The sequence below is a fragment of the Ilumatobacter sp. genome, assembly GCF_041688325.1.
Lineage (GTDB): Bacteria > Actinomycetota > Acidimicrobiia > Acidimicrobiales > Ilumatobacteraceae > Ilumatobacter_A.
The window spans coordinates 1-12,904 of sequence record NZ_JBDNIJ010000055.1; the positions used below are offsets into that span (position 1 = coordinate 1).

The 12,904-nt window shown below is 62.6% G+C and carries 17 protein-coding genes and 2 pseudogenes; 13 read left to right on the forward strand and 6 right to left on the reverse strand.

Annotation, left to right across the window (positions count from 1 at the left end; genetic code table 11):
• The 7 genes and pseudogenes from ACH2EI_RS04245 to ACH2EI_RS04275 form a co-directional block, all read left to right on the forward strand.
• Positions 1 to 181: pseudogene (locus ACH2EI_RS04245) on the forward strand (hypothetical protein); the annotation flags it as partial.
• Positions 182 to 253: 72 nt separating this feature from the next.
• The gene (locus ACH2EI_RS04250; protein ID WP_395154979.1) at positions 254 to 1,603 is read left to right on the forward strand and encodes a YbhN family protein; all 1,350 of its coding nucleotides are present in this window, start codon (positions 254 to 256) and stop codon (positions 1,601 to 1,603) included.
• A gap of 18 nt (positions 1,604 to 1,621) precedes the next feature.
• Positions 1,622 to 2,137 (forward strand): MaoC family dehydratase, encoded by a 516-nt coding sequence (locus tag ACH2EI_RS04255; protein WP_395154980.1) that lies wholly within the window; start codon positions 1,622 to 1,624, stop codon positions 2,135 to 2,137.
• A gap of 26 nt (positions 2,138 to 2,163) precedes the next feature.
• On the forward strand, positions 2,164 to 2,295 hold the full coding sequence (locus ACH2EI_RS04260) for a hypothetical protein (RefSeq protein ID WP_395159220.1): 132 nt from the start codon (positions 2,164 to 2,166) through the stop codon (positions 2,293 to 2,295).
• Entirely contained in the window at positions 2,292 to 3,125 is an 834-nt protein-coding gene (locus tag ACH2EI_RS04265) for an A/G-specific adenine glycosylase (RefSeq protein ID WP_395159222.1), read from the forward strand. The genes ACH2EI_RS04260 and ACH2EI_RS04265 overlap by 4 nt, the downstream gene beginning before the upstream one ends.
• 228 nt (positions 3,126 to 3,353) lie before the next feature.
• Positions 3,354 to 4,442: an HpcH/HpaI aldolase/citrate lyase family protein gene (locus ACH2EI_RS04270; RefSeq protein ID WP_395159224.1), complete on the forward strand. Its 1,089-nt coding sequence runs from the start codon at positions 3,354 to 3,356 to the stop codon at positions 4,440 to 4,442.
• Between the two features lie 14 nt (positions 4,443 to 4,456).
• A complete protein-coding gene (locus ACH2EI_RS04275) occupies positions 4,457 to 5,338 on the forward strand; it encodes an HpcH/HpaI aldolase/citrate lyase family protein (protein WP_395155170.1) in 882 nt (293 codons plus the stop codon).
• Positions 5,339 to 5,420: 82 nt separating this feature from the next.
• Here ACH2EI_RS04275 and ACH2EI_RS04280 read toward each other — a convergent pair whose 3' ends face one another.
• The 3 genes from ACH2EI_RS04280 to ACH2EI_RS04290 are packed head-to-tail and all read right to left on the reverse strand — an operon-like array spanning position 5,421 to position 8,320.
• Positions 5,421 to 5,948, reverse strand: a complete 528-nt coding sequence (locus tag ACH2EI_RS04280) for a UGSC family (seleno)protein (RefSeq protein WP_395155169.1) — start codon at positions 5,946 to 5,948, stop codon at positions 5,421 to 5,423.
• A gap of 9 nt (positions 5,949 to 5,957) precedes the next feature.
• Positions 5,958 to 7,439: a thioredoxin family protein gene (locus tag ACH2EI_RS04285; RefSeq protein WP_395159226.1), complete on the reverse strand. Its 1,482-nt coding sequence runs from the start codon at positions 7,437 to 7,439 to the stop codon at positions 5,958 to 5,960.
• On the reverse strand, positions 7,436 to 8,320 hold the full coding sequence (locus ACH2EI_RS04290; protein ID WP_395155167.1) for an alpha/beta fold hydrolase: 885 nt from the start codon (positions 8,318 to 8,320) through the stop codon (positions 7,436 to 7,438). The genes ACH2EI_RS04285 and ACH2EI_RS04290 overlap by 4 nt, the downstream gene beginning before the upstream one ends.
• Here ACH2EI_RS04290 and ACH2EI_RS04295 point away from each other — a divergent pair.
• The 6 genes and pseudogenes from ACH2EI_RS04295 to ACH2EI_RS04320 all read left to right on the forward strand — a co-directional run.
• Positions 8,304 to 9,308: an MBL fold metallo-hydrolase gene (locus tag ACH2EI_RS04295; protein WP_395159228.1), complete on the forward strand. Its 1,005-nt coding sequence runs from the start codon at positions 8,304 to 8,306 to the stop codon at positions 9,306 to 9,308. The genes ACH2EI_RS04290 and ACH2EI_RS04295 overlap by 17 nt on opposite strands.
• 1 nt (position 9,309) lies before the next feature.
• Positions 9,310 to 9,681, forward strand: a complete 372-nt coding sequence (locus tag ACH2EI_RS04300; RefSeq protein ID WP_395155165.1) for a MauE/DoxX family redox-associated membrane protein — start codon at positions 9,310 to 9,312, stop codon at positions 9,679 to 9,681.
• Positions 9,682 to 9,997: 316 nt separating this feature from the next.
• Positions 9,998 to 10,300 carry an ArsR/SmtB family transcription factor gene (locus ACH2EI_RS04305; protein WP_395152784.1) on the forward strand — a complete coding sequence of 101 codons (303 nt, stop codon included), beginning with the start codon at positions 9,998 to 10,000 and terminating at the stop codon, positions 10,298 to 10,300.
• The gene (locus tag ACH2EI_RS04310) at positions 10,290 to 10,961 is read left to right on the forward strand and encodes a cation transporter (RefSeq protein WP_395159230.1); all 672 of its coding nucleotides are present in this window, start codon (positions 10,290 to 10,292) and stop codon (positions 10,959 to 10,961) included. Before ACH2EI_RS04305 ends, ACH2EI_RS04310 begins: the two co-directional genes overlap by 11 nt.
• Positions 10,958 to 11,326, forward strand: coding sequence for a DUF3703 domain-containing protein (locus ACH2EI_RS04315; RefSeq protein ID WP_395152786.1), 369 nt, complete (start codon positions 10,958 to 10,960; stop codon positions 11,324 to 11,326). Before ACH2EI_RS04310 ends, ACH2EI_RS04315 begins: the two co-directional genes overlap by 4 nt.
• Before the next feature lie 183 nt (positions 11,327 to 11,509).
• Positions 11,510 to 11,665: pseudogene (locus ACH2EI_RS04320) on the forward strand (DUF4188 domain-containing protein); the annotation flags it as partial.
• 15 nt (positions 11,666 to 11,680) lie between these two features.
• Here ACH2EI_RS04320 and ACH2EI_RS04325 read toward each other — a convergent pair.
• From ACH2EI_RS04325 to ACH2EI_RS04335, 3 genes are all read right to left on the reverse strand, one after another.
• Complete coding sequence (locus tag ACH2EI_RS04325; RefSeq protein ID WP_395152799.1) at positions 11,681 to 11,917, reverse strand: hypothetical protein; 237 nt, start codon at positions 11,915 to 11,917, stop codon at positions 11,681 to 11,683.
• Complete coding sequence (locus tag ACH2EI_RS04330; RefSeq protein WP_395159232.1) at positions 11,914 to 12,165, reverse strand: type II toxin-antitoxin system ParD family antitoxin; 252 nt, start codon at positions 12,163 to 12,165, stop codon at positions 11,914 to 11,916. The genes ACH2EI_RS04325 and ACH2EI_RS04330 overlap by 4 nt, the downstream gene beginning before the upstream one ends.
• A gap of 180 nt (positions 12,166 to 12,345) precedes the next feature.
• Positions 12,346 to 12,654 (reverse strand): hypothetical protein, encoded by a 309-nt coding sequence (locus tag ACH2EI_RS04335; protein WP_395152788.1) that lies wholly within the window; start codon positions 12,652 to 12,654, stop codon positions 12,346 to 12,348.
• Positions 12,655 to 12,904 lie beyond the last annotated feature (250 nt).

Genomic DNA, 12,904 nt, shown 5'->3' on the forward strand with positions numbered 1-12,904 from the left:
CCGGCACTGGTGGTCCTGGCCAGACATCCCTGGGAGCTACTCCTGCCATGGGTATGAAGGACAGTTCATCGTCGTGGCACCAGAGTCAGAGGTGGTGCTCGTACATCTGGGCAAGACCGACATTTCGGTTGCGCCAGAGTTACGTGCCCGACTCGGTGCGTTGCTCCAGCAACTCAGCTGAGCGAGTTGGCCAGCGCGGCGAATTGGTCGTGAATGCTCACACTGACCCTCACGCATCAGATAGGAAGTACAGGTGACCGAGGCTGAGGGATCGCAGGCGGCCGGCGCCTACGACAAAACGAATGAGATGCAGCGCGGGCCGTTAGCGACCGGCGAATTGCCGATACTGCCGCTGAGGATCGCCCAAAAGCCGCGCATTCGTCCGATTCGATTCGGAATCAAGATGGCGCTTTTCGCCCTGGTGCTGTGGTTTGTTGTCGGGTTGCTGCCGCAGTTCGTCGAAGCCGCCACCGAGCTGCGCAACCTCAATCCGTTCCTCCTCGTGCTGGGGTTTGCTCTCGAGATCGTCGCGTTGTACTTCTATTCGCTGCTCACTCGGGCTGCCCTCGGCGATGCCGCTGCACCGCTGTCGGGTATGCGCATGTTCCGCATCCAGTTGTCGACTCGCGCGCTGACCAATGTTGTGCCGGGCGGTAACGCCGCAGGCAGTGCACTTGGTTACCGGCTGTTGACCCTCTCGGGCATCAAGGGGCCAGACGCCGGCTTCGCGTTGGCCACTGCAGGCATCGGTTCAGCCGTCGTACTGAACCTGGTGTTCTGGGTCGGCCTGATCGTGTCGGTGCCGCGACGCGGCGTCAACCCGATCTACGGAAGTGCTGCACTGATGGGCATCATCGTGATCGGTATCGCTGCGTTCCTGGTGCTCGGCATCATGGAAGGCCAGGGGCGATCCGAGCGCGTGATCCGCTGGATGGCCCGTCGCCTTCGTATGGACGAAGACCGGTTGGCCACCGCGCTCCATCGCGTCGCTGAACGGCTCGAGGAACTGATCAGTGATCGCGCCCTGCTCAAGCGAGTTGTCATCTTCGCTCTACTCAACTGGCTCATCGACGCGGCAGCGCTCTGGGTGTTCTTGCGCGCATTCGGCGGCAGCTTGGACATCGACGCGCTGATCGTCGCGTTCGGCCTTGCGAATCTGCTCGCCGCTGTGCCGATCACACCGGGTGGCCTCGGCTACGTCGACTTGACCTACGTTGCCGTCTTGGTCGGCTTCGGCCTCACGAAAAACACTGCCACACTGGGTGTCGCGGCATACCGTTTCGCCCAGTTTTTCTTTCCCATTTTCCTCGGTGCGGTGGCCTACGCTTCGCTCAGGATCGGTCCGTGGAAAATCGAGAAACGAGACCGTTTGGTGCGCCTGCGCGACCTGGCGTCGAGTGGCTCGACATCGCAGGAGTCGACGATTGACTTCGCGATGCGATTCGGCCGCAGGCTCACCGGGTTACAACTCGGCGACCCGCTCGACGAGGACGAGCGCGCGCTCTTTGCAGACGGTGACTTGTTTGACGAAGCCTCACCAGACAGCGATTCGCCGGATGATGAGACCAATGATGGCGGCGACATTGTCGAGGCGGCTGACTGACGGATACGGTCGCCATGTATGACGACTCATGAACGCCCGTTCGGTAAGTACCTCGAAGACTTCACGCCCGGCGACATCTTGAAGCACTGGCCTGGCAAGACGATCACCGAATACGACGATCATCTGTTCTGCATGATCACGATGAACCATCATCCGTTGCACACCAACGATTGGTTCGCCGCCGAATCGGTGCAGGGCCGCAACGTCGTGGTCGGCAACCTTGTGTACAGCTTGGTGCTTGGCATGAGTGTGCCGGACGTGAGTGGTGCAGCGATCGCGAACCTCGAGGTCGAAACACTGCAGCACAAGTTCCCCACGTTCCATGGCGACACGATCCATGCTGAGACTCGCGTTCTCGAAGTCAAGGAATCGAAGTCGAAGCCCGACCGCGGCATCGTCACGGTCGAGACCAAGGGCTTCAACCAGGACGGTAAAGAAGTCTGCTACTTCAAGCGCAAGGTCCTGATCTGGAAGAGGGCTGCTGCGCCCGAGCGTAAGCGCCCATACGACGGCACCGATGTCTGGGCCGACTGAGCACCAGGCACACACCCGGGTGGGCCATGACCCAACCTGACCACGAGCCGACTCGCACCGAGCTGGCCGAGTCGATCGAGGCCGAACTCAGCGCGGGTCTCGAATTGGTCGCATCCCCGTACCGGACTGTCGCGTTCTGGGCGCCGAGAGCAGAGTGACAAGCACGCAGATCGATGCCGGTGCTGTGCTGGCGTGGGGGCTGCCCCGCATGCGCGACCTGCCGTGGCGCAACGAGCGCGACCCGTGGCGCATCCTCGTCGCTGAGGTGATGTTGCAACAGACCCAGGCCGAACGAGTCATTCCGAAGTGGCTCGCCTTTCTCGATGCCTTTCCGACCCCGCGTGAGTGCGCTGTAGCGCCGCTGGGCGACGTCTTGCGGCTCTGGCAGGGGCTGGGCTACCCGCGGCGTGCCCGCAATCTGCAGGCCACCGCAGCCGTCGTGGTCGAGCACCACGACGGGTTAGTTCCTGACGAACTCGAGGGCTTGCTCGCCCTTCCTGGCGTCGGCCCCTACACGGCGCGTGCCGTGTTGGCTTTTGCGTTCGAGCGGGATGTCGCTGTGGTTGACACGAACATCGCACGGATCTTGGCGCGCACGGCAGGGGAGCGGCTGACGCCCAAAGCCGCACAGGCGCGTGCCGATGCTGCGGTGCCGCTGGGCGATGGGTGGGCGTGGAATCAAGTGATCATGGACCTCGGAGCCGCGCTTTGCCGACCGACCCCGACATGCAACGAGTGTCCGCTCGCTGCGAGCTGTGCTTGGAGCAGAGCCGGGTACCCCGACCCGGATCCGGCCATTGGTTCGGCTGGTGTCAGCGCCAAGCAAGCTCGCTTCGAGGGAAGCGCTCGCCAAGCCCGTGGCAAGGTACTGAAGGCGCTCAACAACGGTGCCCGACCCGCGGCTGACTTCGATCGGCACATCGTCAGCAGCCTCCTGGCCGACCGCCTCATCGAACAATCCGGCGCCACCATCTCCCTCCCCACCTGACTTGACCCACACGCGCCCCACCCCACCAAAATGGAGACTGTTTCTCCTCGTGGGAGCGTCGAAATGATCTCCATTTCGCCGAACTGGCAGGTCAAACCCAAAATGGAGATTGTTTCTCTCAGACAGCGCGTTGGGATGGTCTCCATTTTGGGAGGGGTTGGGCGGAGAGAGGACAGATGGGCGGGCCGATTACCGGTGGGTAGCTTGTGGGTTCTATCGTCGGAGGTGATGCGTCCAGCAAAAGACTTCTTCCGTCCGCTCGCCGTCGGGGCCCCTGAGCCAGTCCGTGAGATCCCGTTCCCGCCAAGCCGGATGATCCACTTCTTCCCGGCAGCAAACGAAAAGATGCGCTCGAAGGTGCCGCAGATCGCGCCCACAGTTGACATTCTTCTTGCAAACCTCGAAGACGGCGTTCCGGCCGATCAGAAGGAAGCCGCTCGCGCTGGCCTCGTGGAGATCGCCCAGAGCCCCACATTCGCGACAGACTTCGGTGCCACGCAGTTCTGGACTCGGGTCAACAGCCTCGATTCGCCGTGGGGTCTCGACGACCTCACCGCAGCCGTGCTCGAAGCCGGTGAGGCACTCGACGTGATCATGATCCCGAAGGTCGAAGGGCCCGAGGACATTCACTACGTCGACCGGTTGCTCGCGCAACTTGAAGCGAAAGCTGGCTTGAAGAAGCCGCTGCTGATCCACGCGATCCTCGAAACCGCACGAGGTATGGCCAACGTCGAAGAGATCTGTGCCGCATCGCCGCGTATGCAGGGACTCTCGCTCGGCCCGGCTGACCTCGCAGCCAACCGCCGCATGAAGACCACCCGCGTCGGTGGCGGCCACCCTGGCTACCTCGTCCGCACTGATCCTCCCATGGTCACACGGGACGACGGAACGGCCGAGACCGACATCAACGCCGACCGCACCACATACCAGCAAGACCTGTGGCACTACACGATTGCTCGCATGGTCGATGCTTGTGTGATGAACGGGATCCTCCCGTTCTACGGACCGTTTGGTGACATCAAGGACACCGTTGCTTGCGAAGACCAGTTCCGCAATGCGTATTTGCTCGGCTGTGTCGGTGCATGGAGCCTCCACCCCGTCCAGATCGACGTCGCCAAGAAGGTGTTCAGCCCGGCCCCGGCCGATGTTGCACACGCGCAACGCGTGATTGAAGCCATGGGTGACGGAACCGGCGCACTGATGCTCGACGGCAAGATGGAAGACGACGCCTCGGTCAAGCAATGCCACGTTGTGGTCGAACTCGCCAAGGCGCTTTCGGCCAGCGACCCCGACCTCGCCGCCAGCTACGGCTTCTGAGAAAGATCACTCCCATGACCATCGACCCAACAGCCCAGCTCCGCCCCCGCCGCTCGGTGCTCTACATGCCCGCAGCTAACGAGCGGGCCCTCGAGAAGGCCAAGACGATCGCTGCTGATGCGATCATTTTCGACCTCGAAGACGCGGTGGCTCCCGACGCCAAGCCTGAGGCCCGCGCCAATGCCGTTGCTGCTGTGCAGTCGGGTGAGTACGGCAACCGCGAACTGACCATCCGTTGCAACGGCCTCGACACCGAGTGGGGCGCCGACGACATCGCCGCAGCGGGTGCAGCCTCCCCGTCAGCTGTCGTGATCCCAAAGGTTGACACCGTCGAGCAGGTCGATGCCGTGTCGGGCCAACTCGACGCTGCTGGCGCTTCTGCCGACACGATGATCTGGGCGATGATTGAGACGCCGACCGCCATGTTCAACGTCCGTTCGATCGCTGCGCATCCGCGAGTGGCCGTGCTCGTGATGGGCACCAACGACCTCGCCAAGGAACTGCGCTCGCCAATCGTGGCCGGCCGCCATCCGCTCGTCGCGCACCTCGCCACGGCACTGCTCGCTGCTCGCGAGGCCGGCAAGGTCATCCTTGATGGTGTGTACAACGACGTGAAGAACCCTGACGGCTTCGCGGCGGAGTGTCAGCAGGGCATGGAGATGGGCTTTGATGGCAAGACGTTGATCCATCCAAGCCAGGTCGATCCGGCGAACGATGTGTGGGCGCCGAGCGCCGACGAGGTCGAGCACGCCGAGCGTGTCATCGCCGCGTTCGACGAAGCAGTCGCAACGGGCAAGGGCGTGGTCACGGTGGACGGTCGCATGATCGAAAACCTGCATGTCGACAATGCCCGCCGCGTGCTCGCCACGTCAGCCGCGATCACAGAACTGCAGTAGAGGCGGGGCCGCGCTCCCGTTGCGGCTGGCCTCGACCCCACAGCAACTCGTCAGGTTGACTGGCTCGATCAGGCCGGCTTCGTCAGAGTGTCAGTGCGTCAAGAATCTGGTCGAAGGCCACGTCGGCGTACGTGAGTATCTCGTCGTCGGTGCGATCCTGGATGGGATGTGGCGTGAACACACGCGACACAGCAGGAAAGCCGAGTGCCGTCGATTGCGCCTTGGCAGCATCGACGAACTGGTCGGAGGCGATGAACATCGAGGGGATGCCACGCAGTTCGAGATCGTTGATGTCGTGCACACTGCACGACGTGCAACTACCTCAATCCGCCAAGGCTTCGATGACCACCTGGCATTCGGTGGCGATCTTGTGGCGCAGGTCGACAGGTGCCGGCTTGGCGAAGGTTGGTTTCATGTAGCGCTTGACGTTGGCACCGATGCCGACCAGTCGCTCCTCGATGCGGTCGAGGAAGATGTCGCCACGCGGCTTGGAGATGTCGAGCAGCCCGACGGTCAGGCCGTTGAGTGACGCTGGGCGTGCCAGGCGTTCGCGTTCAACGAGCGTTCGCTCGCTGGTGGGATCCAAGATTGTCGGGTTGGACGTGCTCATAGGTCTTGTTTAGTACACGACGGGTCGTGTGACCGGCTTGGAGCCCTTGTCGCCGTTGACCCATCCGCCGATGATCTGGCTGAACAGGCCGGCGCCGCCGCCTGCATAGGTGAGCATCAGGCCGCCAGGTCGGAACTTCGGCAGCGACTCGGCCGATGCAAACGCTTCGGGGACGCCCTCGGCGATTCCGTCGGCGCCACGCACCAACTCGGCGCCCGATCGATTGAGATGGCTGCTGATCTCGGCCACGATGCGCTCGCGGTCCCAACCAGCGTCGGCGAACACGCGGGCGTGCTCTGGGCCCATCACGACGATGACGTCGAACATCATAATCAGCTTGGGATGGTTGACACCCTGGAGTTTGAGTGCGAACGACTTGGCGAGCGACTCGGGTTCACGAGACAACTGGTCGACCATGCAGTGCGGCCCCTCGCCGGCGAAAACCGTGAGTCCGTCGACACCGTCGTCGAGGCCGTGCTCGCCGGCGAGTCGACCGTACGGCGAGGTGTCGTCGGCTTCGGCAAAGCAGAACGAGATCTTGGCTGGGCTGCCGTGCGCGGCACGGTCGACTTCACCGGGGCGGCCGCCACCGAAGTTGCGGATCACCAGCTGCAGCGCTCGACCAATGGTGAGGTTGGCGCGGTTGCCCTGGCCGAGGGCATTTCCGCCTGAGTTCATCCCGATCGCACGTGTGCCCGGACCACTGCACACGATGACCGGTCCAACCGGCATGGTGGTGGCGAGCAGTCCGTGCATGTTGAAGTCGTCGGTGCACGCTGCTTCGACGGCGGTCAGGACCCACGGCAGATACTCGGGCTTGCAGCCAGCCATCACCGCAGCGATCGCCACCTTCTCGACGGTGATGTCGACGAGGTCGGGCGGCACCGTCGCCACGATGTCTGATGGTGTTCGGCTGGTGCCGCTGAGCATTGCCATCACCCGTTCTTCGGTGGGCGGGACCACCGGGAGGCCATCGGTCCAACCGCGGTTGAACATCATCTCCATTGGGTCTTCAGCCGCAGCGACCTCGACTCGTCGAGCCGCGAGGACCGAACCTCCGAAGCGCACTCGCAATGCGTCGACGATGTCGGGGTCGACGCTCATCGAGCCGCATCCGGGACGCATCGCGGGCAGATCGGGCGCGAGCGAGCCGACTCCGGTCAGTGATTCCCATGCGGTGCGCGACCAACCGATGGTCCGGTCGACCTCGACACCGTTTTCGACCTTGATCAACGTTGGGACCGTCTCGATCTCGTGGTGCCAGCTCACGGCCAAGGACGTGTCGTCGATCGCAGCTGGCGACTCGGGGAAGCCCGGTTCATCCTGGGTGTAGACGGTGAGGCGCACGTGTTCGGCGAGCTGTGCAAGCGCCGGGACGACGGTCTGGCAGGTTTCACATTCCTGTTTGACCACGACGACGAAGCCGTCAGGAAGTGTGGGGGCGTCGACCGCTTTGTTGACTGGAACCGCGTTGTTGACTGGAATGGTCATGAGAGAAACTCCAAGATCCGTTGGTTGATGGCGTCGGGTGTTTCGAGGTGCAAAAAGTGGCCGACATCGGGGATGATCTCGATTTTGACGTGATCGTCGACCATCAGACGAGCCGACTCAGCGACTTCCTGACCGATGCACCCGTCGTTCGCTCCGTGCAGGTACAGCGTTGGCTGAGTGGGCACAGCTTGCGTGGCGGCTTGCATGTCGTCGAGCGCGGGGTCTCGATATCCGTCACCGAGTGCGGCGCGGTAGTAGCCCAGTGCAGCGGCGAGGTGCTCGGGCTCGCGCATCGCGTCTTTGATGGCGGGCAGGTCGGCGGTGGCGTCGTATCCCGGTGACCAGTCGCGCCAGATCATGTCGATGAAAGCGAAATCGTCGGCCGGGACGACCATGTCGGCCAGACCATGTTGAAAGAAGAACATGTACCAACTCTTTTTCAACTGTTCCGTGTTCGTGACGAATGCCAATCCCATCGATCCACCGGGCGGGACGGCCATGGCAACGACACGACTCCAGCGCTCCGGTGCCGATGACGCTGCGCCGTAGGCGATCGGCGCACCCCAGTCGTGGCCGACGATGACAGCGCGCCCGTCACCGCCAAAGTGTTCGTGGAGCGCATTCATGTCGGCTGACGATGCACCGGTTTGGTATGCGCCATTCGTTGCGAGTCCGCTGGGCGCGTAGCCGCGAAGGAACGGTGCCACGACGCGGAAACCGGCGTCGTCGAGGACTGGCATGAGGTGCCTCCACGAATTTGCCGAGTCCGGGAAGCCGTGCGCGCAGACAACGAGCGGACGTGTGTGATCGTCGATCGACGATGACGTCAGGCAGGCCAACTCGACGGTGCCGAGCGAGACAGAGGTGAATGATTCCGACATGCCGTCGAACGTAGCGGAGGCTGCTGTTACGAACGTCACCCCGCGCCATTTACGGCGCAAGCGCACGAACCCCTACTATTTGTTCATCGGGGATTCGCTGGATTTTCATACTGCGCCATCTGGGGACGGCGACGGGTTTGACGTGACGTTTCATGGTGTCCGTGGTTCGACACCATGCCACAGCCCGAATGTCGTCAAGTACGGCGGTAACACGTCATGTGTGTCGCTCAACATCGAGGGAGTCGATCCGGTGGTGTTCGACCTCGGAACGGGGCTTCGCTACTTTGGCCAGTCGCTCCCCGCCGACGTTGCACTCCGGGCGACCGTCTTGCTGAGCCATCCCCATTGGGACCACATCCAAGGCTTGCCGTTCTTCACACCGCTGCTGCAAGACGGCTCACACCTGACGGTATATGGCCCGGCCCAAGAGGGCGATCTGACATTGCAATCGGTGTTTGCCGACACGATTAAACCGCCGATTTTCCCTGTGCATTTGGAGATGCTGCCGGGCTTGATCGACTTCATCGAATGCTGGCAGAACGAGTTCTTGATTGGCACCGACGCAGTGCCCGTCGAGGTCGTGGCCCGCTCGATTCCGCATGTCGGCAACACGCTCGGATACCGAGTGACTGCCCGTGGTGCATCGGTTGCGTATCTCAGTGACCATCAGATGCCCGTCGACGGATCGCTTGGAATTGACGACGGTGCGCTTGAACTGTGTCGGGGCGTCGACTTACTTATCCACGACGCGCAGTACACGCCGAGCGAGTTTGCTCGCAAGTCCAACTGGGGCCACTGCACGATCGAGTACGCGGTCTGGGTTGCTGCCCATGCCGGGGCAAAACAACTCGCACTGTTCCACCACGACCCGACGCACGACGACGCAATGATGGATGTGCTGACTGCTGATGCTCAGCGGTGCGGCCGCGAGTTGGGCGTCGAAGTCTTCGCTGCACGCGAAGGACAGACCATCCGCGTCGGCGGTTGACGTGATCGGCACGATTGCCTCGATCGTTCTGGGCATCGTCTTCCTCGTTGCCGGCGGTTCAAAGATCGCTGCAGGCCCAGACTGGCCGGTCCAAGCTGCTGGCCTGGGTGCGCCGCGCTGGTTGATCCCGTTTGTTCCGTGGGTCGAGATCGTTGTCGGGGCGGCCCTCGTCGTGCAGGTTGCGAGACGGCCGGCGGCGCTTGCTGCGCTCGGCATTCTGGTCGTGTTCACCGCGCTGCTGGTGGTTCGGCTCAGCGAAGGAAAGCGTCCGCCGTGTGCTTGCTTCGGGGCGTGGTCGGCGAAACCGCTCGGCCCTGGTCACCTCGCTCGCAACGCCGCGCTGATCGCAGTGGCCGGGCTTGCCCTGATCTAGCTGTGCTCGGTTGTGGCAACGTTTGGGTGCCTCTGCGACACTTCGGGGACGCGATTGCGGGGGGTGCTCCTCAGCGCGTTATGGGACCGTGAGTATTGCCGGATGATGATGGGGTCGCAACGCCTTCGATACGTGCTGATATGGGCGCGAACGTCCGGTGGTTCAGGACTGGTATCGACGGGCGACACACCCTCTCGCGTGGGTGACGCGCGCGTCGGAACGGAATCCGTCGGAGGGGTGATGCCGATTGTGCGCGTGGTGCGACGGACGTCGAAGTCGCGAGGCTATGTTCAGCCAGTAATGTATAGTTCACTGTGTGCTGACTCTTACCGATCGCCATGAGGCGCTGCATCGGCTCGGCCGAGCGCTCGCCGACCCAGGGCGGTGCAACATCCTCGTGACACTCCTCGACGGCCCGGCCTACCCGGCCAAATTGGCGGCAACGCTCGGCTTGACCCGATCGAACATGAGCAATCATCTCGCGTGTCTGCGGGGATGCGGGCTCGTGAGCGCCACCGCTGAGGGGCGCCAGATCCGCTACGACATTGCCGACGCGAACCTCGCTCACGCGATACGCAGCCTCCTCGAAGTGATCGTGGAGACAGATTGTGAGCGCTGACGTCGTTGACGTCCTCGCTGGCGACCGAACAAGGGTCCTGCAACGCCGGGTCAGGCTGATTGTCGGCGCTGTGATCGTCTACAACGTCGTCGAAGCAGCGACCGCGATTACCGCCGGAGCCCTCGCGTCGTCGACTGCACTCGTGGGCTTCGGCCTCGGCTCCATCGTCGAGGTGACCTCCGCCATCGCAATTACGTGGCAGTACTCCCACCACACGCCGAGCGATCGCGAACATCGGGCGCTGCGCATCGTGGCCTACTCGTTCTTTGCGCTCGCCACCTACGTCAGCGTCGATGCAGCGCTGTCTCTCATAGGAAACCGCGAGGCGGCACACAGCTCACTGGGAATCGGGATCGCCGCCCTCAGCCTGGTCGTCATGCCGATTGCCTCGATGGCGGAGCGGCGCACCGGTGAGGAACTGGGTTCAGCCAGCGTGGTGGCCGATTCCAAACAACTCCTGTTGTGCAGCTACCTGTCCGCTGTTCTGCTCGCCGGTTTGGTGATCAACTCGACCTTGGGTTGGAGCTGGACAGATCCCGTCGCCGGACTGTTCATTGCCGTCCTGGCCGTGCGCGAGGGACGCAACGCGCTGCGCGGTGACGTGTGCTGTGCGCCACCTGCAGCGCTCCTGTCGGAGTCAGCCGACGAATGCTGTTCGTGAACGTGACCGCAACCAATCGGCGCGGTGCGTACCGGACTGCGAGAGACGATGCCCGTCGCCACTTCGCCGGCGGCCACGTCGCTGAAGGGTGGCGCCACCTCGAACGAGCCCACGTCCTTGCCCAGCCTGATGGAATCATTCACATCGGCAGTCACATCGCAATGCTCCGGCGTGGCATCATCGAAAACGACGCCAAAGAAGTCGCCGGCCAGGCCCTCCGAGCGCTACTCGCCGGGCCCGCATCGCTCACCGGCCGCGTCCCAACCGGAAACGACGGACGAGCCAGAACCCCACTGTCGAAGCGAATGGCCATCCCCGACGATCTCAGGCCTCATTTCGCATCCCAAACCCAACCAACGCAATGACGTCGACGCACAACGGAGCACACCCATCAGCGGCAGGGTCCGCTCGATGGCGGCATCTGGACCTGGGCGGATCTGAGCGATATCGCGCTGGTCACTCGGTCGTTGCCGCCTTCGTAGAAGCGCACATCTTCGCGGATCTCGAACATCGGAAGAGGCACGGCGGAGATCGATGGGGATTTCGTTGTGTTCATTATCGGCGCAAGGCTCAACCCGCTCCGACTCATACGCAGTCTTCGAGATCTCGGTGGCAACAAAGGTATGAAGCACATGCTCGACTACCTCGTGGCGAATCCGGACAAGGGTCTCCCGGGCTACCAACAGCTGGGTCTTGGATCGTGGGTCCAGTACTGGAGATCATTCGATCATCTGAAAGCGTTCGCGAAGGACAGCGAGGACGCGCAGCCCATCGATGCCGAACAACTCACCAACCCGCGCCGATCCGGCGCCGGGCATTCGTCTGATCGCATCCAGCGCAGTGATCGCTGCATCGAAGAATCGTTCGCCGAGGTCGAAGCCGCCCTCATTTCGGTAGTAGTGGACTCGTTCGATGAGATCGACTTCGGCTTGCGGGCGAAGAATCGGGCGCGTCACGCTTCAGGGCCGAGTGCCCGCTCGCGTAGCTCGGCAATGACATCGTCGGTTGCTTCGCGGCCCACGCCCGATGCGAGCCCGTCGGCAATGAGATCGCGGAGCCGTTGGGCTGCCTGCTCTTGCTGGTCACGACGAATCAGCTCACGCAGATACTCACTTGTGTTGCCGTAGTTGCCGGCGCTGACGCGTGCGTCGATGTAGTCGCGCATGTTCTCAGGGAGGGCGAAGCTCATCGTGTTCCGGCTCATGAATCCAGTCTGCTCGCCCTACAACTGTTGTCAACACCGCTCAGAACAACAGCTGTCAATGAACCAGATACCCGTTCGAGATCGGCACGTCGGATCGGTCGAAGTGGCGCATAGCAACGAGTCGCCGAGCAATCGCAACTGGCGTTCTGGAGACCGCTCGTGAGGTCGATCGATGGTTCGTCAGGGGGAAATTGAGCCGATCGTGGTGCTGTCGGAGAGCACCAATCGAACGGTCGCTTCGTTGTTCGGAATGATGCCAGTGACGAAGACGCAGAGGTCGTTGTTGCCGGTCTCGCTGATCTCGATGCTGTTCGTGTCGTGGGCACTGCCGAACGACTCTTCAACCGTGTCGTCCCCGGCGTCGTTTGCCTGCTCGTTGGAACCAGGCAGTAGAAAGACGCGCCGAACCTGAACGGCGCGGTCACGCTCAGAGAGCGCTCGAAAGTCCTCCGGCACAGTGAGCGGCACCGGCTCAAGCGATCTGGTCATGTCCTGATGATCCGTCACATGAGTTCAACTCCCGTGGACCCCGGATCCGCATACCTCGGCAACAAGATCCTCAGAGGACTACTTGCGGCACCCGACGCGCGCGTGCCCACTCGATAATTTTCTGGCCCGAAATCACGATCTGTCCATCATCAATCAGGCGCTTCGGGGACGCTCTGACGCGGGTGATCCTCCGCGCGTTATCGGACTGTGAGTATTGCCTTGCCGGTCGGCGCAGGTTCGGCCGGACTAG

What these genes read in the sequence shown, in the direction of transcription:
- ACH2EI_RS04275 (WP_395155170.1), top strand. Translation starts at nt 4,457, where the DNA reads ATGACCATCGACCCAACAGCCCAGCTCCGCCCCCGCCGCTCGGTGCTC.
- ACH2EI_RS04335 (WP_395152788.1), bottom strand. Translation starts at nt 12,654, where the DNA reads ATGACCAGATCGCTTGAGCCGGTGCCGCTCACTGTGCCGGAGGACTTT.
- ACH2EI_RS04270 (WP_395159224.1), top strand. Translation starts at nt 3,354, where the DNA reads ATGCGTCCAGCAAAAGACTTCTTCCGTCCGCTCGCCGTCGGGGCCCCT.
- ACH2EI_RS04285 (WP_395159226.1), bottom strand. Translation starts at nt 7,439, where the DNA reads ATGACCATTCCAGTCAACAACGCGGTTCCAGTCAACAAAGCGGTCGAC.
- ACH2EI_RS04260 (WP_395159220.1), top strand. Translation starts at nt 2,164, where the DNA reads ATGACCCAACCTGACCACGAGCCGACTCGCACCGAGCTGGCCGAGTCG.
- ACH2EI_RS04255 (WP_395154980.1), top strand. Translation starts at nt 1,622, where the DNA reads ATGACGACTCATGAACGCCCGTTCGGTAAGTACCTCGAAGACTTCACG.
- ACH2EI_RS04290 (WP_395155167.1), bottom strand. Translation starts at nt 8,320, where the DNA reads ATGTCGGAATCATTCACCTCTGTCTCGCTCGGCACCGTCGAGTTGGCC.
- ACH2EI_RS04330 (WP_395159232.1), bottom strand. Translation starts at nt 12,165, where the DNA reads ATGAGCCGGAACACGATGAGCTTCGCCCTCCCTGAGAACATGCGCGAC.